Source organism: Massilia sp. 2TAF26, assembly GCF_052115005.1.
GTDB lineage: Bacteria > Pseudomonadota > Gammaproteobacteria > Burkholderiales > Burkholderiaceae_D > Telluria.
Genome location: NZ_JBFRFV010000001.1, coordinates 197,927 through 224,012, shown reverse-complemented (window position 1 = coordinate 224,012; position 26,086 = coordinate 197,927). Strand labels below are relative to the sequence as shown.

Annotated in this window: 19 protein-coding genes and 5 tRNA genes; 9 read left to right on the top strand and 15 right to left on the bottom strand. The window is 65.5% G+C overall.

Translation table 11 applies throughout. The annotated features are described in order from the left end of the window. Positions 1-77 precede the first annotated feature (77 nt). Complete coding sequence (locus AB4Z32_RS01035) at positions 78-1,550, top strand: NAD(P)/FAD-dependent oxidoreductase (protein ID WP_441933507.1); 1,473 nt, start codon at positions 78-80, stop codon at positions 1,548-1,550. Positions 1,551-1,574: 24 nt separating this feature from the next. Here AB4Z32_RS01035 and AB4Z32_RS01030 read toward each other — a convergent pair whose 3' ends face one another. Beyond that, positions 1,575-2,225: a sensor histidine kinase gene (locus tag AB4Z32_RS01030; RefSeq protein WP_441933505.1), complete on the bottom strand. Its 651-nt coding sequence runs from the start codon at positions 2,223-2,225 to the stop codon at positions 1,575-1,577. 211 nt (positions 2,226-2,436) lie between these two features. Between AB4Z32_RS01030 and AB4Z32_RS01025 the strand changes: the two genes are divergently transcribed. Beyond that, positions 2,437-2,955 carry a hemerythrin domain-containing protein gene (locus AB4Z32_RS01025; protein ID WP_441933503.1) on the top strand — a complete coding sequence of 173 codons (519 nt, stop codon included), beginning with the start codon at positions 2,437-2,439 and terminating at the stop codon, positions 2,953-2,955. A gap of 70 nt (positions 2,956-3,025) precedes the next feature. On the opposite strand, the gene AB4Z32_RS01020 is transcribed toward AB4Z32_RS01025, so the two are convergent. Then, complete coding sequence (locus AB4Z32_RS01020; RefSeq protein WP_441933502.1) at positions 3,026-4,657, bottom strand: response regulator; 1,632 nt, start codon at positions 4,655-4,657, stop codon at positions 3,026-3,028. Between the two features lie 263 nt (positions 4,658-4,920). Here AB4Z32_RS01020 and AB4Z32_RS01015 point away from each other — a divergent pair, with 263 nt between their 5' ends. Then, a complete protein-coding gene (locus AB4Z32_RS01015) occupies positions 4,921-5,367 on the top strand; it encodes a hypothetical protein (RefSeq protein WP_441933500.1) in 447 nt (148 codons plus the stop codon). A 117-nt stretch (positions 5,368-5,484) separates the two neighbouring features. On the opposite strand, the gene AB4Z32_RS01010 is transcribed toward AB4Z32_RS01015, so the two are convergent. The 3 genes from AB4Z32_RS01010 to AB4Z32_RS01000 all read right to left on the bottom strand — a co-directional run bounded on the left by AB4Z32_RS01010 (position 5,485) and on the right by AB4Z32_RS01000 (position 10,667). After that, positions 5,485-6,495, bottom strand: a complete 1,011-nt coding sequence (locus AB4Z32_RS01010) for a diguanylate cyclase domain-containing protein (RefSeq protein ID WP_441933498.1) — start codon at positions 6,493-6,495, stop codon at positions 5,485-5,487. Positions 6,496-6,638: 143 nt separating this feature from the next. Further along, on the bottom strand, positions 6,639-9,626 hold the full coding sequence (locus AB4Z32_RS01005; protein WP_441933496.1) for an ATP-binding protein: 2,988 nt from the start codon (positions 9,624-9,626) through the stop codon (positions 6,639-6,641). Between the two features lie 207 nt (positions 9,627-9,833). After that, complete coding sequence (locus tag AB4Z32_RS01000) at positions 9,834-10,667, bottom strand: response regulator (protein WP_441933495.1); 834 nt, start codon at positions 10,665-10,667, stop codon at positions 9,834-9,836. A gap of 402 nt (positions 10,668-11,069) precedes the next feature. On the opposite strand from AB4Z32_RS01000, the gene AB4Z32_RS00995 reads away from it, so the two are divergent. The 3 genes from AB4Z32_RS00995 (at position 11,070) to AB4Z32_RS00985 (ending at position 13,855) form a co-directional block, all read left to right on the top strand. Next, entirely contained in the window at positions 11,070-11,678 is a 609-nt protein-coding gene (locus AB4Z32_RS00995; protein WP_441933493.1) for a YfiR family protein, read from the top strand. Further along, positions 11,675-13,588 carry an ATP-binding protein gene (locus AB4Z32_RS00990; RefSeq protein ID WP_441933492.1) on the top strand — a complete coding sequence of 638 codons (1,914 nt, stop codon included), beginning with the start codon at positions 11,675-11,677 and terminating at the stop codon, positions 13,586-13,588. The genes AB4Z32_RS00995 and AB4Z32_RS00990 overlap by 4 nt, the downstream gene beginning before the upstream one ends. A gap of 123 nt (positions 13,589-13,711) precedes the next feature. After that, on the top strand, positions 13,712-13,855 hold the full coding sequence (locus AB4Z32_RS00985) for a hypothetical protein (RefSeq protein ID WP_441933490.1): 144 nt from the start codon (positions 13,712-13,714) through the stop codon (positions 13,853-13,855). A gap of 75 nt (positions 13,856-13,930) precedes the next feature. Here the strand turns inward: AB4Z32_RS00985 and AB4Z32_RS00980 are convergent, their stop codons facing one another. The 7 genes from AB4Z32_RS00980 to AB4Z32_RS00950 form a co-directional block, all read right to left on the bottom strand. After that, positions 13,931-14,476 carry an FxDxF family PEP-CTERM protein gene (locus tag AB4Z32_RS00980; protein ID WP_441933488.1) on the bottom strand — a complete coding sequence of 182 codons (546 nt, stop codon included), beginning with the start codon at positions 14,474-14,476 and terminating at the stop codon, positions 13,931-13,933. A 507-nt stretch (positions 14,477-14,983) separates the two neighbouring features. After that, positions 14,984-15,060 (bottom strand) — tRNA-Arg (locus AB4Z32_RS00975). A gap of 181 nt (positions 15,061-15,241) precedes the next feature. Further along, positions 15,242-15,318: transfer RNA gene (locus tag AB4Z32_RS00970), tRNA-Arg, on the bottom strand. 63 nt (positions 15,319-15,381) lie between these two features. After that, positions 15,382-16,065: a suppressor of fused domain protein gene (locus tag AB4Z32_RS00965; protein ID WP_441933486.1), complete on the bottom strand. Its 684-nt coding sequence runs from the start codon at positions 16,063-16,065 to the stop codon at positions 15,382-15,384. Positions 16,066-16,190: 125 nt separating this feature from the next. Next, a tRNA-Arg gene (locus AB4Z32_RS00960) sits at positions 16,191-16,267 on the bottom strand. Positions 16,268-16,468: 201 nt separating this feature from the next. Beyond that, positions 16,469-16,545, bottom strand: a tRNA-Arg gene (locus AB4Z32_RS00955). 202 nt (positions 16,546-16,747) lie between these two features. Beyond that, positions 16,748-16,824, bottom strand: a tRNA-Arg gene (locus tag AB4Z32_RS00950). 106 nt (positions 16,825-16,930) lie between these two features. Between AB4Z32_RS00950 and AB4Z32_RS00945 the strand changes: the two genes are divergently transcribed. The 3 genes from AB4Z32_RS00945 to AB4Z32_RS00935 all read left to right on the top strand — a co-directional run bounded on the left by AB4Z32_RS00945 (position 16,931) and on the right by AB4Z32_RS00935 (position 22,476). Continuing rightward, positions 16,931-20,764: a two-component regulator propeller domain-containing protein gene (locus AB4Z32_RS00945; protein ID WP_441933484.1), complete on the top strand. Its 3,834-nt coding sequence runs from the start codon at positions 16,931-16,933 to the stop codon at positions 20,762-20,764. A gap of 7 nt (positions 20,765-20,771) precedes the next feature. Further along, the gene (locus AB4Z32_RS00940) at positions 20,772-21,881 is read left to right on the top strand and encodes a DegT/DnrJ/EryC1/StrS family aminotransferase (RefSeq protein ID WP_441933483.1); all 1,110 of its coding nucleotides are present in this window, start codon (positions 20,772-20,774) and stop codon (positions 21,879-21,881) included. 145 nt (positions 21,882-22,026) lie between these two features. Continuing rightward, a complete protein-coding gene (locus tag AB4Z32_RS00935) occupies positions 22,027-22,476 on the top strand; it encodes a RidA family protein (RefSeq protein ID WP_441933481.1) in 450 nt (149 codons plus the stop codon). Between the two features lie 67 nt (positions 22,477-22,543). On the opposite strand, the gene AB4Z32_RS00930 is transcribed toward AB4Z32_RS00935, so the two are convergent. From AB4Z32_RS00930 to AB4Z32_RS00920, 3 genes are all read right to left on the bottom strand, one after another. Then, positions 22,544-23,890 (bottom strand): right-handed parallel beta-helix repeat-containing protein, encoded by a 1,347-nt coding sequence (locus tag AB4Z32_RS00930; protein ID WP_441933479.1) that lies wholly within the window; start codon positions 23,888-23,890, stop codon positions 22,544-22,546. Positions 23,891-24,226: 336 nt separating this feature from the next. Next, positions 24,227-25,108, bottom strand: a complete 882-nt coding sequence (locus AB4Z32_RS00925; protein WP_441933477.1) for an oxygenase MpaB family protein — start codon at positions 25,106-25,108, stop codon at positions 24,227-24,229. A 7-nt stretch (positions 25,109-25,115) separates the two neighbouring features. Beyond that, positions 25,116-26,060: a LysR family transcriptional regulator gene (locus AB4Z32_RS00920; RefSeq protein ID WP_441933476.1), complete on the bottom strand. Its 945-nt coding sequence runs from the start codon at positions 26,058-26,060 to the stop codon at positions 25,116-25,118. Positions 26,061-26,086: the final 26 nt, after the last annotated feature.

The following is a 26,086-nucleotide window of genomic DNA, read 5'->3' as shown; positions in this document are numbered from 1 at the left end:
CGCCAGCGCCATTTCCGCCCCCGTAGTAAACTGAGCTTGTCAGCCCGACAAGCTCGGGTGCTACGAGGGAGGCAGTTTTGCACAGCGAGATCGTGATCGTGGGAGGTGGCGCGGGCGGGCTGGAGCTGGCCTGCAAACTGGGGCGCAAGCTGGGTCCGACGAAGGTGATGCTGGTGGACAGCCGGCTCTACCATGTCTGGAAGCCCTCGCTGCACGAGGTGGCGGCCGGCACCCTGGACATCCACCAGGAGGGCCTGTCCTACCAGATGCTGGCCCACGACCGCGGCTTCACCTTCGTCTACGGCGCCATGGCGGCGCTCGATTCCGCCCGCAAGACCATCGGCGTGGGGCCGGTCACCGCCGCCAGCGATGGCGAAGTGATCTTCCCGGCGCGCACCATTTCCTACCAATCGCTGGTGATTGCCGTGGGCAGCACCTCCAACTATTTCGGCGTGCCCGGCGCGCGCGAGCACACGATTTCCCTGAACGCCACCGAAGACGCCGAGCGCTTCCGCCTGCGCCTGCTACGCCTGCTCGCCCAGGCTGCCGAGGCGAAGGGGGAGGGCGGGGCGAACCCGGGCGTGGCGGTCGCCAAGGCGGTCGGTTCCGGCACCTTCGAGTCCGGCGTGGCGGCGGCGGACGCGGGCGGAGCCGCTGCGCAGGCGGCCACTGCCGAAGCCGCACTGAGCGGGAATGGCGGCGCCAGCATCGTGGCGGACACCGGCATGGTGCCGCGCCGGCCCGCCAGCGGTCTGGACATCGTGATCATCGGCGGCGGCGCCACCGGGGTGGAACTGGCCGCCGAGCTGCGCGAGGCCTCCGGCGCCTACGCGGCCTACGGCTTCAACCGCCTGCAGGTACAGCGCGACGTGCGCATCACCCTGCTGGAAGGCGCGCCGCGCATCTTGGCGCCGCTGCCGGAGCGGGTGTCGGCCTCGGCCACCCGCCTGCTCGACGAGCGCACGATCCGCGTGGTCACGAACTGCCGGGTGACGCAGATCGACGCCCACCAGGTCATCGATAAGGACGGCAACGTCTATCCCTCCGACATCTGCGTATGGGCCGCGGGGATCCGTGCGCCGGAATTCCTGGGCTCGCTGGGCCTGCCGGTCACCAAGGGCGGCGCGATCGAGGTCGACGACCACCTGCGCGTCAAGGGCGTGGCAGGAGTGTATGCGCTGGGCGACTGCGCCGCCTGCACGGACGGCAGCGGCAAGCCGGTGCCGCCGCGCGCCCAGGCCGCCCACCAGCAGGCCGATTACCTGTTGAAGGACTTCGTGAACATGGCCTCCGGCCAGCCGCCGCAGAAGAGCCCCTATGTCTACAAGGATTACGGCTCGCTGGTCTCGATCGGCCACCGGACCACGGTCGGCAACCTGATGGGTTCGCTGCGCGCAAGCTGGTTCGTGGAGGGATTTTTGGCGCGCATCATGTATTTGAGTTTGCACCTGATGCATCACCAGGCGATTCTCGGGTCGATGCGGACGGGAGTGCTGGCGGTTGCGCGGTTTTTGATTCGGCGGACGACGCCGATCGTCAAGCTGCACTGAAGATCGGCCCGCTGCCGGCGTTGATCAGCTTTTCGGCAGAATCATCGTCAGCATCGCCCCACCTTCCGGCCCCTGCCCGAGCGTCAGCGTCCCGCCCAGCAGCCGCGCACGTTCGCGCAGTAAACGCAGCCCATGGCAGCTCAGCGGATTGGACGCATCGGGTGCCGGTCCGACGCCGTTGTCGCGCACCGTCAGCATGGCCTGGTCGCCGTCGTCGTCCAGGATCACTTCGACTTCGGTGGCCTGGGCGTGGGTGGCGACGTTGCGCAAGCCTTCCTCGGCGCAGCGCAGCAGGGTCACGCCCTGGGGGCGCGAATACTCGGGATCTTCGTCGGGCAGGCTGGCGCGCGCCTTGATGCCGTTGTCCTGGCCCCATTCCGCGACCAGTTCGGCGATCGCAGCCTTGGGGCCGAGGAACTCGAGCTTGTCGTTCCACAGCGCCAGCTGCATCTTGCGGTTGGTCTCGATGATGTTGTTGAGCAACTGCTTCATCTGCGCGGCACGGTCGCGCTGCGGCTGTTCCTTGAGATGCGAGGACAGCAAGCCGAGGTGCATGGTCAGCGCCGTCATCGACGAGCCCAGGCTGTCATGCAGGCGGCGTGCAAGCTGGCGTCGTTCCTCGTCCCAGCACGCGGTGAGATGCCCGAGCAGCTCGGTAAGGTCCGCGACGCGCAAGTCCTGATCGCCATCCCGGGATTGAAAAGGTGGCTGAGGTGCCGAAGCTTTCATAAAGCAACCAATTAATGTTTCCCAAAATGATACAACAGCTTGGCCGGCAGCGGCGCGCAAGAATGCCAGTGTGTGTTTCCGTACAGTCCGATCGAACCGCCTGCGCGAAGCTGTTGCTACTGGCTGTACGGCAGCCTTCCATCATGAGGGGAACACAATGAGCAACAAATCGAATGCCACCACGAATTCCGCTGCGAAAAACGCCGCGATCCATGCCGCCAACCTCACCGGCCAGGACGCCATCGCCCTGCTGGTCGCCGACCACCGTGAAGTGTCCGACATGTTCAAGCAGTACGAAGAACTGGGCGGCCGCGCCAAGGCCAGCAAGCAGAAGCTGACCGAAAAAATCTGCAATGCCCTGATCGCCCACACCCAGATCGAGGAAGAGATCTTTTATCCGGCCGTGCGCGAACAGATCAAGGATTCCGAGGACATGATCGACGAGGCCGTGGTCGAGCACCAGGCCGCCAAAGACCTGATCAAGCAGCTCAAGGAAATGGATCCTGACGAAGACCTGTACGACGCCAAGGTCAAGGTGCTGGGCGAAGAAATCGAGCACCACGTCAAGGAAGAGGAAGAGGAAATGTTCAAGCAGGCCAAGAAGAGCGGCCTCGACCTGATGGCGCTGGGCCAGGAAATGGCGCAGCGCAAGCAGGAAATCCTGTCGACCCTGTAGTCCAAAGCGCTGAACAAGGCCCTCAGGGCAAGACGATGCCACGCCGCCATGAGGGTTTTGTCCGGCGCTTTTATGCGTTGGCCGGGGCCGTATCGCCTTGGCTCGCCGGCTCCGCCAGCCGCGCCAGCAGGGTGGCGAAATCGACCGGCTTGACCATGTGCAGGTCGAACCCCGCCTCCAGCACGCGGCGCTGGTCTTCGGCCAGGCCGTAGCCGGTCAGGGCGATCAGGCGGATGCCGTGGGTGGCGGCATCCTTGCGCAGGCGGCGCGCCACCTCGTAGCCGTCGATGCCCGGCAGGCCGATGTCCACCAGGGCCACGTCGGGCAGCTTGGCGCCGGCCAGGCTCACGCCCTCCAGCCCGTCGCGCGCCTGCAGCACCGGGTAGCCGTAGGAAACCAGCATGGTCGCCATCATCTCGCGACCGTCATCATTGTCTTCGATCAGCAGAACGGTCGGCTTGTCGCTCACCGCCACCGTGCCGGCGGGCGCGTCCTCGGCCTGCTCCGGCTCGCTGCGCGGCAGGCGGATCTCGAATGTGGAGCCGGCGCCGGCGCCGGTACTGGCGGCGCTCACGCTGCCGCCATGCAGCTCGACCAGGCGGCGCACCAGCGACAGGCCGATCCCCAGCCCGCCCTGCGAGCGGTCGATCGAGATCGATCCCTGCACGAAGACGTCGAACACGTGCGGCAGCAGGTCCGGCGGAATGCCGACCCCGGAATCGCTCACCGTCAGCACCACTTCACCGTCCACCGTGTCGATGGCGATCCCGATGCTGCCGCCGCTGGGCGTGTATTTCAGCGCGTTGTCGATCAGGTTGGTGGCGATCTGCTCGAGCCGGGTCGGGTCGCCTTCGACCCAGCCGCCGCCGAGCCGGACGTCGAGCTGGTAGCCCGCGGTGCGGCCGGTGGCGCGGAAGGTGTCCAGGCAGCCCGACACCAGCGGGCCGAGGTCCATACGCTTTTTCGACAGCAGGATCTTGCCGGACATCGCACGCGACAGGTCGAGCAGGTCGTCGACGATGCGCGACAGGTGCTGGGTCTGGCGCTGGATGATCAGGCGCGCGCGCCCGCTCGACTCGGCGGCGGCGCCCGGCATGCCGAGCAGGGAAGAGGCGCTGCTGATGGCGGACAGCGGATTGCGCAGCTCATGGCCCAGCATCGCCAGGAATTCGTCCTTGGCGCTGCTCTTGCGTTCGGCGGCGCGCCGCTCTTCCATTTCGCGCACCAGGCGCTTGTTGGTGGCGGTCAGCTCGGTGGTTCGCTGGGACAGTTTTTCGGCCTGGCGCTTGAGCTGTTCGTTCTTGGTGGCCAGCGCCACGAACACCTGTACCTTGGCGCGCAGCACCTGCGGAATCACCGGGGTGAACAGGAAATCGGCGGCGCCGCGCTGGTAAGCCTTCAGGCGGTCGATCTCGTCGGCCAGGAAGGCGGTGACGAAGATGATCGGGATGTCGGCCGAACGGGGCCGCTGGTGGATCGCTTCCGCGGTCTCGAAGCCGTCCATGCCAGGCATGTTCACGTCCAGCAGGATGACGGCGAAGTCGTGGCGCAGCACCTCGCGCAGGGCATCCTGGCCCGACCGGGCCGACATTACTTCGTAGTTACTTTCCTCGGCCCATAGTTCGAGCAGGCTGGTCAGCGCCAACAGGCTAGCGGCATCGTCGTTGACGACGAGGATCTTCGGCTTTTCGGAGTTCGGCACGGCAGTCGGACTGGTGTCAATGCGTTGTATTCACAAACGTGGCAAAGGATAGCAGAGGATGCCCCATTGCAAAATAAATTCGCAATATTTGTTGCAATTAGTCATGATACCACGCAAAGAAAAAGGCAAAAAACTCAATCGTGCGCACCCCGGCAACACGGTTCGCTGCCGCACATACGCAGCGCGGAAGCCTGTGAGATAGTGGAAACGTGTCTGGTTCAACCGTGTCAATGGAAGACAGGCGCCAACTTGAAAGGACAGACATGAATATTCAAATCATCGTAAATGACACCCACCACGACAAATGTTTCCGCGAACTGGTCGACCAGCCGGTCACGGCCCTGCGCGGCATGACCCAGCAACAGGCCGACGCCCTGCGCGATGCGTTCGGCATCAACACCATCGCCGAACTGGCCGAACTGAAGGCCGTCAAGTGGGCCCGTGCGATCCGCACCATGGCCTCGGCCGAAGCCGAGCCGAGCGGCGAGAAAGCCAAGGAAACCCTGATTGACGATGCCGTCGAGATGACCTTCCCGGCCAGCGACCCGGTGTCCATCCAATCCAGCATCACCCGCATCGAAGTGGCGCCGGACAAGGTCGATGCCAGCTCGGACCACCAGGGTGCGGCCGCCATCGAGGCGCATAACCGTGAAACCATCGGCAAGCCTGCACTGGGGCCGGGCGGCGAGAAGACGGCCGGCGCGGCCTGATCCAATTGCTCAATTGAGCGGGCGCAGCTGGTGACGGCTGCGCCTTTTTTATGCCCGTCATTCCCGCTTTCGTGGGAAGTCATTTCCGGCAGTGACGGTGCCTGTTCAGGCCGTGGCTCAACGATGCTGCGCCAACTCCTGCGAAGCCGGTGCGGGCGCCGGCACCGCCGGCTTGACCGCCTGTGCCGCCTGGCGGGCTGCGCTGCCGTTCGCGCAGAAGCGGTTCTTGCCCGCGCGCTTGGCTTCGTAGAGGGCGTAGTCGGCGATGCTGATCAGGTCGGTGACGTGCTCGGCGTCGTCCGGATACATGCTGATGCCGATACTGGTCGACAGCTGCAGGGTCAGGTCGTTGATGAAGAAGGGCTCGGACAAGGCTTCGACCAGCTTGGCCGCCGGTCCCTGGGCGTCGGCCAGGCTGTGGATGTCGCCCAGCAGCACGATGAATTCGTCGCCGCCCAGGCGCGCCACCGTGTCTTCCTTGCGCGAGTTCGACAGCAGGCGCTGCGACACCATTTTCAGGATCTCGTCGCCGTAGGCGTGGCCGTAGGTGTCGTTGATCGCCTTGAAGCCGTCCAGGTCCAGGTACATGACCGCCGCCTTGTGGTGGTTGCGGTTGGCGTGCTGGAGGGCGGTTTCGATGCGGTCTTCCAGCAGGCGCCGGTTGGGCAGGCCGGTGAGGGCGTCGTGCAGCGCCAGCTCCTGCTGGGCGCGGCTGTACTGGGCCAGCTCCTTGTAGAGCAGGCGCACTTCGAGCATGTTGTGGATGCGCTTGTGCACTTCCAGCAGGTCGAAGGGTTTGCTGATGAAGTCGCGGGCGCCGGCTTCGAGGGCCGCGATCTTGAAGCTGGGCTGGGCCGTCAGGGCCAATACCGGCAGATAACCGCCTTGCTCGATCTCCTTGAGTCCCTTCATGACCTGGAAGCCGTTCAGGCCGGGCATTTGCAGGTCGAGCAGGATCAGGTCGTAGTTGTGTTCGCGATGCAATGGGCATACCTGCTCCGGCAGCATCGTGGAGCTGACATCGGTGTAGCCTTCTTCCCGCAATATCTCTTCCATCAGTTCGATATTGTCGGGCGAATCGTCTACGACCAGAATCTTGGCGTTCAGGATGTCTTGGCGGCTGGGCATGCTTACTCTCGTCAAATCGAGGCCAGGGGCCGGATAATCATGGTCCGAACCCACCTCTACTGCAACATTCCCTAGTCTAGCAAATGCCAGAGAATTTCTTGTAGGACAGCGCCGCGTGCGTGGGTAGGAACAACAACCGCACACTAGCGCAGGCGATTTTCCCCCACCGCTGGGGCCGCCACACGGTGGACCAGCGGCGCCGTCGGACCCACTACCGAGGCCACGGTGGCGATCAGTTCGCTCGGCTCGACCGGTTTAGAAATATGCGCCGAGAATCCCGCTTCCAGCGCGCGCAGCCGGTCTTCCGAGCGGGCGAAGGCGGTAAGGGCGATGGCCGGCACCTGGCTGCCCTGCTCGCGGGGCAGGTGGCGCACCCAGTCGAGCAGTTCGAAGCCGTCGACTTCGGGCATGCCGAGGTCGCTGATCAGGAGGTTGGGCACCGCTTCGCGGAAGCGCGCAAAAGCTTCGCGCGCGCTGGCGGCGATGTGCACGGTGGCGCCGCAATCGGTCAGGATGCGCTTGATCAGCTCGCGCGCATCGCGGTCGTCGTCGACCACCAGGGCGTCCACGCCGCTGAGGTCGCGCACCGTCATTTCCGGGGTGCTCGGGCTCGGCAGGATCATGGCGGCGCGCGCCGAGCGGCTGGGCGCGGACTGCTGCTTGGCCAGCGGCAGTTCGATCGTGAAGCTGGAGCCCTGGCCTTCGCCGGCGCTCTCGGCACGCACTGTGCCGCCGTGCTGCTCGATCAGGTGCTTGACGATCGCCAGGCCCAGGCCGAGGCCGCCGTGGCGGCGCGTCATCGAGGCGTCGGCCTGGCGGAAGCGTTCGAACACGTGGGTCAGGAATTCGGGCTTGATGCCGGCGCCGTTGTCGCGCACCGTGATGCTCACGCTCGCCTCGTTGCGGGCGAGGATCACCTCGACCAGGCCGTCGCGCGGGGTGAACTTGATCGCGTTCGACAGCAGGTTCCATACCACCTGCTGCAGGCGGGCGGGGTCGCCGGCGATCATGCCGGGATCGCCCGCGTAATGTTTCTCGATGCGGATGTTCTTGGCATCCGCGGCCGGGCGCACGGTCTCGATGGCGGCATCGATGATGCCGATCGGCGGCACCGCCTGCATGTCGAGCAGGACCTTGCCCGAGGTAATGCGGCTCATGTCGAGCAGGTCTTCGATCAGCTGGGCCTGGGCGCGCGCATTGCGCTCGATGGTCTGGAGGCCTTTCGCCAGGTCGTTCTGGTCGCGGCTCCCGCGGCGCAGCACCTGGGCCCAGCCGAGGATGGCCGACAGCGGGGTGCGCAGCTCGTGCGACAGGGTGGCCAGGAATTCGTCCTTCATCTGGCTGGTGCGCTCGGCCTCGGCGCGCGCCAGCCTTTCGTTCTCGAGCAGCACCTTGCGCTCCTCGGCGGCGCGCTGGGCCGCTTCGTACAGCCGGGCGTTGTCGATCGCCACCGCGGCCTGGGCGGCGATGCCGCGCACGATGCGCTCGGTGCGTTCGGTGAACACGCCCGTTTCCGGATGGCCGAAGAACATCGTGCCCAGCACCTCGCCGGAGTGCGCGATCACCGGCACGGCGAGGTAGCTGCGCACCGGCGGATGGCCGGCCGGCAGGCCGAAGGGCGCGCGGCCCTCGAAGCGCGGATCGTGGGAGACGTCGTCGGCGCGCATCACCTCGCGGATCTCCGGGTCGTGGGGCGACAGGCCCGGCCCGAACAGGGCGTTGGGACCGGATTCGCCGAAGGGCTCGAACTCCGTCGTGCTGGCGCCGGACACCGTGTACAGCGAGAAGATCTTGCCGTTCGCGCTGTCGCTCCCGTGATACAGGAAGGCGCCATGGCGGGCGCCGGCGATGCCGGTCGCGGCGTCGGTGGCGGCCTGCAGCAGGGAGCGCAGTTCGCGCGTGGAGGCGAGGGCGCTGCCGGTGCTGTTCAGCAGTTCCAGCACGTGCGACTCGTCGCGCAGGGCCTGTTCGGCGCGCTTGACCTCGTCGACATCGGTATTCGTGCCGAACCAGCGCACCACCTTGCCGTGGCGGTCGCGCACCGGATTGACCCGGGTCAGGAACCAGCGGTACTTGCCGTCCGCGCCGCGGATCGGGTATTCCATCTCGAAGGGATCGCCGCTGCGCACGGTGGCCTGCCAGCGTTCCATCACGGCCGGCAGCACGCTCGGTTCGCAGGTCGATTGCCAGCCCCAGCCCACCACCTGGTCGGGCGTGGTGCCGGTGTAGTCGAACCAGCGTTCGTTGAACCAGACGATGGCGCCGTCGGCCTGGGCCATCCAGGCCAGCTGCGGGATGGTGTTGGCCAGCGCGCGCAGTACTTCCTCGCTCTGGCGCAGGGTGTCTTCGGCGCTCTTGCGGGCGCTGATGTCCTGGACCACGCCGGTCATGCCGAGCACGCCTTCGCGGCGGTTCGGTTCGGCGTAATCGGCGCGGCCGACCAGGGCCACCCAGCGGGTCTCCCTGCCGTCGCCGCCGTCGCCCAGCAGGCGGCATTCGAGTTCGACGTCGTTCTGGCCGGCGAAGGCCTGCAGCACGGCGCGGCGCACGCCTTCGCGGTCGTGCGGATCGAGGCGTGCGCGCAGTTCGGCCCAGGCCAGCGGGGTCTCGGCCGGCAGGCCGAAGATGGCGGCCGCGCGCTCGCCCAGCGACAGGCGGTCGCTGGCGGCATCCCAGCGCCAGTCGCCCAGGCGGCCGGCGGCCAGCGCCACCTGCAGGCGGCTGTTGCCCAGCAGGAGGGCCTGTTGGTCGGCCTTGCGGCGGTCGATGTCCTGGAAGTGGAGGGTCAGGCCGTCCGGCGAGGGATGGGCGCGCACCTCGAACCAGCGCCCCAGGCCAGGATAGAAGAACTCCAGGACCGCCGTCTCGCGGTCATCCATCGCGCGGCGATAGAGGTTTTCCAGCTGGCTGCCGCGCAGTTCGGGGAAGGCTTCCCAGATGTCGCGGCCGACCAGGCCGGCGCGGGTGCGCTGCAGCGGTGCCAGCATTTCCAGCGCCCGCCCGTTGATATAGATGATGCGCCAGTCGTGGTCGACGGCGCAGAAGCCGTCGCTCAGGCTCTCGAGCATGTTCTCCATGCGCTCGTTGGCACGGCGCAGCGCTTCCCTTGCCTGGCGCAGTTCCTCGCTCATCGTGCCTCCAGTGCTGCGCGCCGCCGGATCGGCGGTAGCGGGCTGTCGGTGCTGGCGGTGAAAGCGTTCAGGATCATCGGTCGTGGCTGTGGGCGCGTTCGAGGGGCTGCCGCGCGGGAAGCGCAGACGGTCCCGCCCTGCATCGATGGCAAGCCGTCCATGGATTCTAGCCCAGCCCTGGCGGTTTGATGCACACCGTTGCGCGCATCAGGAACGCGCCTGTTTCTGACCCGCGACCTTGTCCAGTGCGGCCTGGAGCTGGTCGAGTTCGTAAGGCTTCTGCAGCGACAGGTAAGGGAACTCGACGTGGCGCAGCAAGCTGTCGCCGTAGCCGGAAGCGAAGATCACCTGCATGGACGGCGCATCGACGACCGCCTTGCGCGCCAGTTCCACGCCCGACATGCCAGGCAGGCTGACGTCCGTAAACAGGATGTCGTAGCGGCCGGCCGCCAGATGGGTCAGGGCATCGTCCGGATGGCCGACGCCGTCCGCATGGTGGCCGAAGGCGCGCAGCATCTCGCAGATCAGGTATTGGGAGTCGACGTTGTCCTCGACCACCAGGATGCGCAGCGGACCGGCCGGCGCGCCCTGGTCGGCGGCGGCGCCGATCGCGGCCGGGGCCACCACGCACAGGATGCCCAGCACGGCGCCATCGTCGCCGCGCAGCGGTGTGAAATGGAGATCGTGGGTATCGGCTCCGGACGCGCCGGCGAAGCCGAAGCGACGGCCAGCGGCGACCGCGGCCTCGCCGCCCCAGGCGCGCTCGAGTTCGGCCGAGGCGGCCGCCAGCGGCGGCGGCATCACCGGCGGCACGTTGCCGCCCGGGACCTTGCCATAACTCGGGCCGGCGAAGGCGCCGTAGGACTCGTTGAACAGCACCGTCATGTCGCGGCCCCATACCAGCAGCGCCGGCAGCGGCAGGTTGAACAGCAGGTCGGCCGCCATGCGCAAGGGCCAGGGCCATTGCCGGGAGTCGCCCAGCCGGGTGGCGGACCAGTCGAAGGAGCTGGAGGAGGTCGCGGGCTGTCCAGTTGAGATCATGGCAAGGTGTAAATACTGTTATCGAAACGCAAAGAACGGAATGCTACACCAAATCGGCCACAGGGGGCGGCCCGCATGCGGGCAAAAAAAAGCCCGCTACGGGAGCGGGCTGAATCTATCCTTGGAGGAGAATAGAGGAGACAGGTGTAATAATGCTGCATCGCAAAAAAGAAATCCAATTTAGATTTGTAATGACCGTTATTGATAGTTTCAATAGCACGGCAGGGGCGGCCTGATCACCCTGTCCCAACGCACGCTTGGTGCACTCGGGAAAATGCTCTAGGATAGCAAGATGATTAAGAGTCTCCTGCTGTCGCCTGCATTGTCCGAAGGGCCGTCTTTACGGCCGGCCGCCATTTGTGCGCTCTCTTTCACCGCTGGCTTCGCCTCCTGACCCGGCCGATGCACCGTCCACCGAGCTCATCCGCGAATCACGGCCTGCGCCGCCTGGCCGGCTGGGCGCTGCTGTGCGCGGCCGCCCTGTGCGGACAGCAGGCGCTGCTGCCGGCGGCGAGGGCCGACAACGCCGCCACCAGCCCGGTACTGGAACGGCGCGTCAAGGCCGCCTTCCTGTATAAATTTCTCGGCTATGCCGAATTTCCACCCGGCGCCTTCGCCGACGCCGCCAGCCCGGTCATGATCGGCGTGATCGGCGCCGACGAGCTGGCCGCCGAACTGGGACGCATCGTCAGCGGACGGATCGTCGGCAATCGCCCGATTCTGGTCAGGGTGCTGCGCGAGTCCGAGCTCGGCACGCCGGTGCACTTGCTGTTCATCGCCGGCTACGACAGCGCCAGGGTGGGGCGCATGGTGCGCGCGGCCGGCAATGCGCTGCTGGTCGTGACCGAATGCGATGGTGGACTGCAGCTGGGCAGCGCCATCAATTTCCGCATCGTCGACGAACGGGTGCGCTTCGATGTCGCACTCGACGCCGCCGAACGTAACGGCATCAAACTCAGTTCCCGACTGCTGACGGTGGCGAACCGGGTGCAGAAAGGAGCCCAGCAATGAGCTCGATGAAGCGCATCCGCAACACCGGTTCGGTACGCCGCAAACTCATCCTCATGGCGGTGTCGACCACGCTGGCCGCCCTGGTGGCGGCGTCGGTGGCGATGCTGCTGGTCGACCTGCGTGCCTTCCAGCGCTACTGGACCGACGACCTGATGACCCAGGCCGACATCATGGCGCGCGTGACGGCGCCGGCCCTGGCCTTCAACGACGACGAGACCGCGCGCCAGAACCTGGCGGTGCTGCGGGTGCGCCCGCAGATCCTGGCGGCCGCCATCTATACCAGTGGCGGCAGCCGCTTCGCCGGCTACGTGGCGCCGTCGGCCTCCGGCAGCGCGCTCAAGCTGCCGGAGCGCCCGCAGGCCTCGGGCTACCGCATCGAGGGCAGCGAGCTGGTGGTGTTCCGCAACATCGTCGAGAACGGCGACATGGTCGGCACCGTCTACCTGCGCGCGCGCTACGGTCTGTTCGACCGCCTGCTCAGCTATGGCGCCATCCTCGGCGCGGTGATGCTGGGCGCGCTGGCGATCGCCTGGCTGGTCGCCTCGCGCCTGCAGGAAGCCATCACCCGGCCGCTGGAGTCGGTCACCGACGTGGCGCGCCAGGTGATGCAGCAGCGCGACTTCAGCCTGCGCGTGCCCGGCAAGGAGAGCGGCGAGATCGGCGTGCTGATCGATGCCTTCAACGACATGCTGGCCGAGATCGGGCGCCGTTCGCACGCACTGCAGGAAGCCAACGCCACCCTGGAGCACGAGATGCAGGTGCGCGAACGCGCGGAGCAGGCCCTGATCGTGGCCGACCGCCGCAAGGACGAATTCCTGGCCACCCTCGCGCACGAGCTGCGCAATCCGCTGGCGCCGATCCGGACCGGCCTCGACATCCTGCGCCTGCGCAGCGGCGACGCCCAGGCCACCCAGCGTGCCACCGACATCATGGAACGCCAGCTGCGCCAGATGGTGCGCCTGGTGGACGACCTGCTGGACGTCTCGCGCATCAATACCGGCAAGTTCACGATCAAGTCCGGCCGCGTCGAGCTGAAGGCGATGGTCAACGACGCCCTCGAAGTGGTCCGTCCGTATATCGACCTGCATGGACACGAGCTGCAGATCGACCTGCCCGACCGCCCCGTATTCCTGAACGGCGACGCCACCCGCCTGGCCCAGATCCTGTCGAATCTGCTCAACAACGCCGCCAAGTACACCAACCGCGGCGGCCGCGTGAGCCTGCGTGCCAGCGTCGAGGACCGCACCCTGACGCTGGTGGTGGCGGATACCGGCATCGGCATCGCGCCCGAGATGCTGGATATCGTGTTCGAGATGTTCGTGCAGGTTGATTCGACCCTGGAACGCTCGACCGCCGGCCTGGGCGTCGGCCTGTCGCTGGCGCGCAAGCTGGTCGAACTGCACGGCGGCACGATCGAAGCGCACAGCGAAGGCCTCGGCCACGGCAGCCAGTTCGTGGTGCGCCTGCCGATCGTGGTCGATCCTGAGCTGCCGGCCAAGCCGACCCCGGCTTCCTTCATCAGCGCCGAGACCTACCGCATCCTGCTGGCCGACGACAACGTCGACTTCGTCAACAGCATCGGCGCGCTGCTGACGGCGATGGGCCACAGCGTGGTCATCACGCACAACGGCCCGGACGCGCTGGCCGCCGCCAAGCGCTTCTGCCCGGACTACGCCTTCCTCGACATCGGCCTGCCGCAGATGTCCGGCTACGACCTGGCGCGCGGTATCCGCGGCCTGTCCTGCGGGGCGATGACGGTGATGATCGCGGTGACCGGCTGGGGGCAGGAGAAGGACCGCCAGCTGGCCTTCGAGGCGGGCTTCGACCACCACATGGTCAAGCCGGTGCGCTTCGAGCAGATCGAGGAAATCCTCGGCAACCGCAGCCTGATCAAGAAGCTGCGCACATAAAAAGGCGCTGTTCGCGCCAAGTGTGGAATCTTTTCTGGAACACCTGGGGCCGCGCCTGGCACGCGACGCGCTGCTGGTGAACGATAGCCATGCGGCCGACCCGGCATTCGCGCGGGAGGCCGGATGCGAACCTGGCTGCTGCCTTTCCGCGGCGTCCCCAGCCCTTACCTGGACCATTACTTCGGCTGGCGCTGGGCGCTGGATGGCCAGCGTATTGCCCGCCTAGACGCATTTCCAAGTGCGGCGCCGGGCAGATTCAACACTTAATGCAAACAGCGCCATAAAAAAAGCGGAAGCGCTTGCGCGCCTCCGCTTCAATGCCGTGTAGACGGTCGCTGGAACTTACGCTGCCTGGTTCGCGGCCTGCTTGCGGCGGCGAGCCAGGAAGCCCAGGACGCCCAGGCCGGCGAGCATCATGCCATAGGTTTCCGGTTCGGGAACCGGCGCCAGCATCACGGCGCCGCCGAACGACGCTGCCGTATTCGACACCATGTTGCCGCTCACCAGCAGGTAGTAGTCGCCCGCGGATAGGTTGCTGCTGGACACAGACCACACGTCCATGGCGCCCTTGTTCACCTGGGTACCGCTGGAGATCAGGGTATCCATGCCGGTGCCGCCGGTGCCGGTGCCGCCGCCGACGCGGAACAGCGACAGGCCGCTGATATCCAGGCCGGTAGCTGCCGTGCGGCTGATCGAGGAAACGATGGCATCGAAGTTCGAGCTGGTGGTGCCGGTGACCGAGAAGGTGAAGTGGTCGGCAAACATGGCGCCATTGTTGTTCATGGCGAGCGTGTCACCGAAGAAGCCACTACCATTGGTCAGGTCCAGAACCTGTGGGGTGGTGCCAATGGTGGGTGCGGCGGTGCCGCCACCGGTGGTTTGGGCCATGACGGCCGAGGAACCGAATGTTGCGGTTGCAAACACGATACCAGCGATCAGAGATTTTTTCATTTCTTACCTCGCAAAGATTCAGCCGCGTCCTGCAGCTTGGTTTTCAAGAATCGGGGAACTTCATCCTATCAAACCGTCGATAAAACGCGCCAAAAACCACCAATGTGTGCGCTTCTTCTCGGAAATGTGCACGTGTTCAATAATTTCTTACCGGATTCGGCAATTACCCGATTCTCATAGAGGAGGAGAGGCTATTTGCATTGACGAGCAGAAAAAATTATCAGGCTTGCCAAGTATTTGTAGGACTGAGCCTACTTGCAGACGCGCGCTACTCCTCGGCCGAGTTTGTTGCAGTTAGTGAATATTTATTGAACGCTCGGCAATGGAATTGCCCACGGGACTAGTCCTATGGCAGGGCTAAGTCACTGATCCATAAGGACAATACGGATGGGCAAAAGAAAAATGGCCCAGAAATCGCTTTCTGAGCCATTCGTCTTGAAATGTTGGTGCGGCTGGCAGGAATCGAACCCACGACCCCTTGGTTCGTAGCCAAGTACTCTATCCAGCTGAGCTACAGCCGCCCGATGCACGTATTATAGCGAAGTTTTGCCATTTGGCAAAGTGGCTGAAACGGCAAAAAAGCAGGGCAGGGGAAGGTCGGATTCGGCTGACAGTATGGTCGGGAAACGCAGGGTATTCCGTTAGCGGAAAAGAAAAATGGCCCAGAAAGATCAACTTTCTGAGCCATTCCTCAAGAATAACTGGTGCGGCTGGCAGGAATCGAACCCACGACCCCTTGGTTCGTAGCCAAGTACTCTATCCAGCTGAGCTACAGCCGCCCGAGGCACGCATTATAGCAGCGGCTTGGCGAATGGCCAAGTGCATGGCCGCGGTATCCATTCTCAGAGGAAGCCGAAGCGTTTTTTCGCCAGGCGTTCCAGGAGCTTGTTGGTTCCCGCCCGCAGTTTCAGATCCATCTCTTCTTTATATAGAGGCACGACGGCGAAGAAGGCGATTTCCTTGTCTTCGTCGATCCCTAGCGTGTGGAATGCATCCGGCACGCTCACCGGCGGCAGCAGGATGCAGCCGTCGAATTGCACGTCCGGCGCATAGGGTTCCGCCGGATCGCCGTTCGGCATGGTGTGGCCCCAGCCCAGCCAGGTGCCGTACTTGTGAGGAAGGCGCGCCAGGCCCTTGATCAGCCTTAGCGGCCAGTACCAGGATTCGTCATTGAGGGATTCCTGGTCGAGTTTCCAGTCCGGCGGCAGCGTCACGATCAGTTCGGCAAAGCGGGGAGGGTCGATTTCCTGCGGCGTCGACATCGGCAGATCGCTCATGCCCGAGGTGACCAGCCGGACGAATGGATACGCGTCGGTGGGGCGGACGACATGGACGTCGATATGGACCGTGTCCGAGACCACTTCGTGGAATACGGACGCGATCGGTCCGAGATGCCGCTCGATGTGCCCGGAAATCTGCTCGAGGCACATCTCGCCCTCGGGCGGGCTCCAGGCGCCGGGCTCGGCGTGGCGAAGAATGGCGCTGCCGCCCAGAGAAAAGACTTTGCTGTCCTTGTTTTCGCTCACTGCCATTCCTTTGTCGGGCCCATGACTTGCCGCACAGCTTAGCGTGAAAGCTTGCGCCGAAAACGCCGGACAAAAGAAAAATGGCCCAGAAAGCAGAACTTTCTGAGCCATTCCTCAAGTATAAGTGGTGCGGCTGGCAGGAATCGAACCCACGACCCCTTGGTTCGTAGCCAAGTACTCTATCCAGCTGAGCTACAGCCGCCCAAGGCGCGCATTATAGCAGTGCGTTCTGGAATGGCCAAGTCCACCGTGGAGAATCGACGGCGACTCATGGCGTGCGCAGCTGTTTCAAGGACATGCGACCGATTTCCCCGTGAGGCTCGGAGCGCCAATGTCAATGCAAGCAGTCAAAAGAAAAATGGCCCAGAAAGCAGAACTTTCTGGGCCATTCCTCATGTATAAGTGGTGCGGCTGGCAGGAATCGAACCCACGACCCCTTGGTTCGTAGCCAAGTACTCTATCCAGCTGAGCTACAGCCGCCCGAGGCGCGAATTATAGCAGCGAGTTCCGGAATGGCCAAGTCCGCCGCGAAGAATCAGCGGCGGCTCATGGAGCCGGCGGCTGTTGCAAGGGCAGGAGCCCGATTTCCCGGCAGGCGCGGAGCGCGGCAATGTCAATGCAGGCAGCCAAAAGAAAAATGGCCCAGAAAGCAGAACTTTCTGAGCCATTCCTCATGCATAAGTGGTGCGGCTGGCAGGAATCGAACCCACGACCCCTTGGTTCGTAGCCAAGTACTCTATCCAGCTGAGCTACAGCCGCCCGAGTCGCTATTATAGCAGCGACATCCCGCAGGGGGAAGTCTTAATTTTTCTCAACATAAGAAGCGCTTCTGGTAGATTAAAGGCTGTTTCCGGAAAACCTCTTTATGTTCCGCTTCCTCCTCGCTTGCGTCCTGGCCTGCGTCGTCAGTCTGTCCGCCCAGGCCGGCGCACCGCGCAGCCTGCGCTTCGAACGACTTGGCCTGGAACAGGGCCTGTCGCAGGAATCGGTGAAGACGATCCTGCAGGACCGCGCCGGTTTCATGTGGTTCGGCACCCAGGCCGGACTCGACCGCTACGACGGCTACCGCATCCGCAGCTTCCGCAGCGACCCCGGCGATCTCTCCAGTCTGCCCGACAATTTTACCCAGGCCTCCTACGAGGACGATGAAGGCCGGCTGTGGTTCGGCACGCGCGGCGGCCTGGCCCGCTTCGACGAAGCCGGCCAGAAATTCGTTCGCTATCCCTTCGCGTCCGTCAGCGAACGGGTGGCGCGCAACCGCGCCGTCACCGCCATCGTCGGCGCCGGCCGCGGCGGCCTGTGGGTCGGCACCGGGGATGGACTGATCCACCTCGATCCCGCCAGCGGACGCTTCCGCGCCTTCCGCCACAATGCCGGCGATCCTGCCAGCCTGCGCGACGACCGCGTCAGCGCGCTGGCGCCGGACGGCCGCGGCGGCGTGTGGGTGGGCACCGGCGTCGGCATCGACCATTTGCCGGCCGGCGCCACCAGCTTCGAGCACTACGACATCGATCCGCGCGGCGGCGCCAAGCGCAACACGGTGCTGTCGCTGTCGATGGGGCAGAACGGCACTCTGTGGATCGGCACCGCCGCCGGCCTGGACGCATGGCGTACCGGCGACGGTCCGCCCGAGCGGCGCCACGTCGGACCCGAAGAGGGCATGAGCGACGCCGGTATCCTGGCCCTCTACCACGACGCCGGCAACAACCTTTGGGTCGGCACCGACCTCGACGGCCTGAAATGGCTGGACCCGGTCACCCAGCGCTTCGTCGGCTACAACAACGTGCCGCTCGACCGCCACAGCCTGTCGGACAACCAGGTCAGCGCGGTACGCGTCGACCGCACCGGCACCCTGTGGGCCGGCACCCTGTTCGGCGGGGTCAGCCGCGCCGACCTGGCCAGCGGCGGCTTCGGCAGCTTCGTGCTGTTGCCGGGCGCGGCGGACGAGCGCCCGGAAACCCTCAGCCGCAAGGTCCGCGCGATCGCCGCCGGCGCCGACGGCAAGCTGTGGCTGGGCACGACCGGCTCCGGCCTGATCCACCTCGAACCGATCAGCGGGCGCTTCGAGCGCATCCGCCACGACCCGAAGCGCCGCGACAGCCTGCCGGACGACGTCATCACCGCGGTGCTGCCGGGGCGCGGCCGGCTGTGGGTCGGCTCGGGGACCGGGCTGTCCTGGCGCGACGCCGCCAGCGGCGGCTTCACCACCGTCCCGCTGGGCAAGGACTCGGCGAGCAACTACGTGCAGGACCTGATCCTCGACCACAGCGGCAACCTGTGGGTCGCGACCCGCGGCGGCCTGTTCCTGCTCGACCCGGAGGGCCACGTCCTGAGCGCCTGGCGCCACGATCCCCAGGATCCGCGCAGCCTCGGCGAGAACTACGGCTTCGCCTTGTTCGAAGACCGCGACGGCACCATCTGGTACGGCACCGAGAATGGCCTGGACCGTTTCGACCGCGCCAGCGGCACCTTCCGCCATTACCGCCATGACGACCGGGATCCGACCACCCTGCGCCACAACCGCGTCTATTATCTCTACCAGTCGAAGATCGGCGAGATGTGGGTCGGCACCGCGGCCGGCCTGCACCGCATGGAGCGCGATGCCGGCGGGGCCGCCGTGTTCCGCTATTTCCCGGTGACGAAGGCGCGCGGGCCGGTGCCGATCGGCGCCATCCTCGAGGGCAATCACGGCGAGCTGTGGATCAGCACCACGGTGGGCCTGACCCGCCTCGACCCGGCCACCGGCGAGTTCATGAACTACAGTGCCAAGGACGGCCTGCTGGACGGCACCTATTTCGTCGGCGCGGCCGCACGCGACGCCGACGGCGAGCTGCACTTCGGCGGCGTCAACGGCATGACCTCCTTCATGCCGGACGCGGTGCGCGACAACCCGTATCCGGCCCAGGCGGTCGTCACCGAGTTCCTGGTGCAGGGCCGCTCGCTGCTGCCGCATGGCGTGGCCGAACCGCACATCGATCTGCCTTACCGCGATGCCGGCTTCACGCTGGAATTCGCGGCGCTGCACTACGCCGACCCGCTGGCCAACCGCTTCGCCTACCGCCTGCTGGGCTTCGACCGCGACTGGACCGAGACCGACGCCAGCAAGCGCTTCGCCACCTACACGAACCTCGATCCGGGCGATTACGTGTTCGAAGTCCGGGCCGCCAACAAGGACGGCCTGTGGAGCGACGTCCCGGCGCGCATGGCGATCACCATCGAGCGGCCGTTCTGGATGACCTGGTGGTTCCGGCTGCTGGTCGCCCTGTTCCTGCTGGGCGGCGGCTTCGCCATCTACCGCCTGCGCATCCGCGCGCTGGTGCAGCAGAAGGAAACCCTGGAGCGCACCGTCGGCGCACGCACCGCCGAACTGGTGCTGCAGAAGGAGGCCGCCGAACAGCAGAAGGAAGCGGCCCTGCAGGCGCGCCGCAACATCGCGCTGCTGTCCGACATCGGCCGCGAACTCACCGCCAACCTGGACGGCGACGCGATCATGAAGAATGTCTACGGCCAGGTGCGCCAGCTGATGGACGTGCACGTGTTCGCGATCGGCGTGCTGCGCGGGGACCGGCTCGACTGTCCCTTCGTGATGGAAGACGGCAAGCGCGTCGCCGGCGCCGAGCATTGCGGCGCGCGCGTGCTGGCGATGGCGCAGCGCAGCGCCGAGCGCGCCGAAGAGATCCTGATCGACGACTTCGAACACGAAGCTGCAAGCTGGGTCGGCGAGCTGCGCGATTCGGTGGATACGCGGCCGCCGGCCTCTCTGATCATGGTGCCGGTGATGGTCGGCACCCGTTCGCTTGGCGTGATCTGCGTGCAGAGCCACACGCCCCACGCCTACCAGCACATCCAGCTCGACATGCTCAGCACCCTGGCCGCCTACGTGGGCGTGGCGCTGGACAATGCCGACGCCTACCGCCAGCTGAAGGACACCCAGGCCCAGCTCGCGGCGCACGAGAAACTGGCCTCGCTCGGCTCGCTGGTGGCCGGCGTCGCCCACGAACTGAATACGCCGATCGGCAACAGCCTGCTGATGGCCAGCACCCTGCAGGAAAAGACGGAGCAGCTGGCGGCGCGCTTCACCCAGTCCACCCTGAAGAAATCGGAGCTGGAAGGATGGATCGGCGCGGCCAGCGAAGCCAGCGCCCTGATCCAGCGCAGCCTGCATTCGGCGGCCGAGCTGGTGAACAGCTTCAAGCAGGTCTCGGTCGATCAGGCCAGCACCCAGCGCCGCCGCTTCGACCTGGCCCAGGCCTGCCACGAGATCGCCGCCACCATCATGAACCAGGTGCGGCGCGGCGGGCATGTGCTCGAGATCGAGGTGGCGCCGGGCATCGTGATGGACAGTTATCCGGGGCCGCTCGGGCAGGTGCTGATCAACTTCGTCAACAACGCGCTGCTGCATGCCTTCGACGGGCCGGGCGGCACCATGGTGCTGGCGGCCGCCATGTCGGGCGCCGAGCGGGTGCGGATCGAATTCCGCGACGACGGACGCGGCATCGGGTCCGAGCACCTGTCGCGCATCTTCGATCCCTTCTACACCACGCGCATGGGGCAGGGCGGCACCGGCCTGGGCCTGAACATCGCCTACAATATCGTCACCACGCTGCTGGGCGGGACCATCCGCGTCGAGAGTCTGCCTGCCATGGGGACGGCATTCATCCTCGACCTGCCGCTGCGCGCCGCATCATCACTTCAATGAGGACTTCGTGGCACACCTGAATTTTTCGCAACCGAGCATTTCCGAAGACACGATCGCCGCGATGGCGGAAACCATGCGCAGCGGCTGGATCGCCAGCGGCCCGCGCGTGCTGGAATTCGAGCGCGCCCTGTCGCACTCCTTCGGCGGGCGTCCGACGCGGACCCTGACCTCGGCGACCGGCGCGATGGAACTCGCCCTGCTGGCCTGCGGCATCGGCCCCGGCGACGAGGTCATCACCTCGACCCAGAGCTTCTTCTCGACGATGAACATGATCGTCAAGGTGGGTGCGCGGCCGGTGTTCGTCGACTGCGACCTGGTCACGCGCGCGATCGACCTGGCGCAGGTCGAAGCCTCGATCACGCCGCGCACCAGGGCCATCGTGCCGACCCATTTTCCCGGTGCGCTGGGCGACATGGACGCGCTCTACGCGCTGGCCCGCCGCCACGGCCTGCGCGTGATCGAGGATGCCGCGCTGGTGCAGGGCTCGGCATGGCAGGGCCGCCCGGTCGGCAGCTTCGGCGACATCGCGACCTTCTCCTTCCACCCCAACAAGAACATGACGACCATCGAAGGCGGCGCCATCGTGGTGCCGGACGAGGCGACGGCACGCAGTATCGAGGTGTTGCGCTTCCACGGCATCGAGCGCATGCCCGACGATACGCGCGACGTCGCGGTCGCCAGCGGCAAGTACAACATGTCCGACGTATCGGCAGCCATCGGCCTGGCGCAGCTCGCGCAGCTGCCGGGCTTCCTGGCGCATCGGCAGGCGCTGGCGGACCATTATTTCGAGGTGTTCCCGAACATCGAGGACGCGGTGCTGCCGCCGCGCGGCGTCGCGGGGCAGAGCTGGAACATGTTCTGCGTGCTGCTGCCCTACGACCGCCTGGGGACGACCCGCCAGTCCTTCCGTGCGGCCTTGCGCGAGCGGGGTATCGCCACCGGGCTGTCGTATGAACCCTCGCATTTGACCAGCCTGGGCCAGAGCCTCGGTTACCGCCGCGGGCAGTTCCCGCATGCCGAGCGGATCGGCGACCAGACGCTGACCTTGCCGCTGCATTGCGGCATGGGTGTGGCGGATGTCGAGAGGGTTTGCGCTTCGATTCGGGAAATTCTCTGAACCTGCGGTTCGGGGCGTCCGTCGCGCCTTTGTATTGACACGCCTGATTGGTGATCTATATTGGTTTACCGTGGGACCGAGCTGAGCAACGCGCTCTTTCGCCCCAACGAGTCCGATATCTTTTCTTCGAAGAAAAAGGAAAACCATGAAAACGAATATCCGCTTCGGCTGCGCAATCGTTCTTGCTCTCGCCTGCTACCCGGTCCTGCACGCATCGGCCGCGGACGTCATTGCCACAAAAGACGCCCCCGCGGCAATCGGCCCTTATTCCCAGGCCATCCGGGCCGGCAATATGGTCTTCCTGGCCGGCCAGATTCCCATCGATCCCAAGACCGGTCAGTTGAACCAGGGGTCGATCGAAGATCAAACGAGGCAAGCGCTCGACAATCTCAAGGCGGTACTTGCAGCCAGCAATATGTCGATGGAAAACGTCGTTTCCACGACCGTGTACGTCAAGGACCTGAACGACTTTACCCGGCTGAACACCGTGTATGGCACGTATTTCAAGGATAAACCGCCAGCCCGTGCCACCGTGCAGGTGCAACGGCTTCCCAAGGATGCCGCCGTCGAGATTTCCGCTATTGCGGTGCATTGACGCCTGCGCGGATTCGACCATCCCGGGCATCGCCAGTACCGGGCACCGCAGAATCCGATAAGGGCGCTCAGATATTGCCGACGGTGCTGATGTTTGCGTCCGTGCCGTCGGTATAAACCCCCATCGGGGTCTTCCCTGAAAACGTGTTGTTGGAAACGACGGTGGGCTTGCCGTACACGTAGGCCAGTGCGATATGCGCCTGGAACTGGCTGGGCGTCTTGCCGCCGCTGCGCCGGTTCATTACGGAAAAGCTGCAATTCGAATCCATCTTGTTGGCATTGATCGTGTGGCCGCCCGTGTCGGTCCACTTGGCCCTGTCGCCGCCGCCGTACACCTGGATACCGTTCCCTTCATTGTTCGAAACAATGTTGCCGTAGACCGAGCACCGGTTGGTGCCGTCGTCGATGCCGATGCCGACGCCTTCCGAACCGTTGTCCAGCGGACCGCCATAGTTATAGTTGAACCTGCAGGTGTTGTAGCGGATCGTATGTCCCGATACGGCATCTTGCCCTTTCGCCGACGACAGCTCGATGCCCCGGCCGTAATAGGTCGTGCTCAGGGTCCCGCCATTCGAATTGCAGGTGTTGCGCTCGATGATGTAGGACTTGGCAAAGCCGCTGATATGGATGCCGAAATTCATATTGTTGCTGCAGTTGTTGTTGCCCACATAGCTGCCATCTCCACCGTTGATGAAGATTCCGACCAGCATGCCGGTCACGGTATTGTTGTCCAGCCTGGCAGCGGACCCCTGGATGAGAAAGACGCCCATCGCACTGCCGTTCATGCAGTAAGCGATGCCGGGAGGCGGCGAAACGCGGTTCCCGCTGATCACGAGATGGGTGAGGAAAGAGCTGCTGTTGTAGGTCTCGCAGCGGATGCCATGCGATCCCGAGGTGCCGCCGCCGCGATGGCGGACGGTGTTGTTCAGCAAGCGGAGGTCGTCGATCGTCGTGTTCGCAGCGACCAGGATCCCCTGGTTGCCATAGCTCGGACCATTGCTGATGACGTCGAGCAGGCAGCCGGAAACGGTCACATGGTTTTTTGTGTAGACATACACGCCGCCGCAATTCGACGTCACGTTATTGTTTTCGAAAACGCAGTTATTGCCCAGCCAGATGATCGCTACGCCGGCGGCTTCCGGCAGGGCGGTGTTGCGGATGTCCAGATTGCGGTAGGTGATGAAATCGCGCTCCTGGTTGAGCGCCGCGATCGAGGCGCCGGCGGCCGGGGTGGTGGGCGCGCCCGGCAGGATGATGACCGGTTTTGGCTGGGTAGGATCATCGTCGCCATTCGATTTGTAATAGGCACCGATCGTGATGCGCTGGGCCGCCGTGCCGCTCGCGCCTACCCGGAAGACACCCGAATAGGTCGTGCCCCGTTTCTGCAGGTAGGTATGGCCGGGCGTCCAGGACACGCTGGTCCATGACCGGTAGGGATTGGCAAGCGTGCCGTCGCCGGGACCGGGAGCGGTGGCGCCTGGATCGATGTAGTGCACGCTCGTCTTGCTGCCGCTTTGGGCCATGGCGAAGCGCGGAAGCACGGCCGCCGCGCATGCCGAGACGCCCGCCCTGGAAGCAATCCGAAGGAATTCTCTTCTTCTGGTCATGGCTGCTCCTCCATTCAGGACCCGGGCACAGTGTTGTGCCCGGTTGGAGGATGCTACGCTTGGCGGTCACAGCCTTGCAACGACTGTTTGTTAAAAAACTCGGGAAATCGCCAGGTCGAGTGGCGTCAATACAAATTCCCGACATCAAGTAGCTCGACCTTGATGGCGCACTGCGCGGCCGCCCGCCATCCGCCGCGCAGCCTGCACCGGCGGCGTATCCCCCAGCGGCAGCAACCCGGAACCGCGCGCCAGCGACCGCACCAGCGCCGCCTCCCCGAACCGCAGCCGATGTCCACGCAGCTGCGGCAGCGACCGCACCGGCGCCGGCGTCATCTCCACCGCGGCGCGCACCAGCAGGCGCTGGAGCCAGCGCAGCGGTGCGGGAAGAATGGCCGCTTCCATCATGATGCCCAGGAACTCGGCAAGGACATCCGAGCCTTCCAGCCCGGGCGCGGTCCGCGCCAGCATGGCCTCCCACGCCGACCAGGACGCGGGTGCCCCGGTCGCGCCATACAAGCCGGCGGACGCCAGGCCTTCGGCATATACCGCGTCCTTCTCGGCCGCCGATAAAGCCCGGACGTAGCGGTGATACGCCTCGGCGAACCCGAAGCTGGCCGTCGCATGCACCCAGTCCAGCAGCCGCGGATCGTTGGCGCGGTACGCCACGCCGGCGGGCGTCGTTCCCTGCACACGATCGTGCATGCGCACCACGTGGGCGATCATCTTTTCCGCCGCCGGGCGCGGCCCGTAGACCGTCATCATGGCAGCAAAGCCGGTGCGCCGCAGGCGCGTGGGCGGATCGCGTCGGAAGCCGCTGTGGTCCCACACGCCCGAGCGCACCGAGGGCTCGGCCAGTTCGAGCAGCACCGCCGTCACGCCGCCGATGAACAGCGACACCGGATTGGCGAACACCCGCCAGGAGACACCGTGCGCCGGGGTCAGGGCCGGCTCGCCGCGCGGCTGGCTGAAGTCGAAGGCCATGCCCGGAGGAGGGCGCATCAGGTCCTGGATTGAATTCAGCAGCATCGCTTCCCTATGCCTCCATCGCGCGATAGGCGCGGTGCTGGGCGAAGCGCTCGAAGGCCTGCGACAGGAAGGCGACCAGGGTCCGGATCCGCGCCGACTGGTGCTGGTGCTGCGGATAGATCGCATAGATGTCCGCATCCGGCGTCCGGTACTGCGGCAGCACCCTCACCAGGCGGCCGCTTTCCAGGTAGCGCTCGATATCCCATTCCGCCCGCAGCAGGATGCCGTGGCCGTCGAGCGCCCAGTTGACCGCGATCTCGCCATCGTTGGTGGTCAGGTTGCCGCGCACCTTGACCGGCTCGCCGGGGCCATTCGTATCGCGGTCCCTGAACAGGCGCCAGGTGCCGTAGGCTTCGTCGCCCTGGCGGATGCAGATGCAGTTGTGGCGCACCAGGTCCGACGGCGTCATAGGCTCGCCGCGCGCCGCCAGGTATTTGGGCGAGGCGCACAGCAGGCGCCGGTTCGATGCCAGCTTCTTCGCGATCACGCGCGTGTCGCCGGGCTCGCCGAAGCGGATGCAGACGTCGAACTGGTCCTCGGTCAGCGGCGGCGGATTCACGGACAGCTGCAGCTGCACGTCGACCTCCGGGTAATTCAGCACGTATTGCGAGATCGCCGGCGCGATGTGCAGGCGGCCGAAGCCCAGGGTGGCGTTCACCCGCAGCAGGCCCTTGGGCTGGTCTTTCGAGCTGCCCAGCAGCTGGTCGAGGTCGGCGATCTCGCCGAGGATGCGGCGGGCGTGCTCGAACAGGACTTCGCCGTCCGGCGTCAGGCTCATGCGCCGCGTGGTGCGGTTCACCAGCGGCACGCCGAGGCGCGCCTCCATCTGCGACAGGCGCTTGCTGACGGCGGCCGTGCTGATGCCGAGTTCGCGCGCCGCACCGCTCAGGCTGCCGCAGGTGCCGAGCGAGACGAAGAAGCCGAGTTCGGCCGGTTGGATGCCGCTGCTCATGTCGATTCTTAACTTCGGGTTAAAGA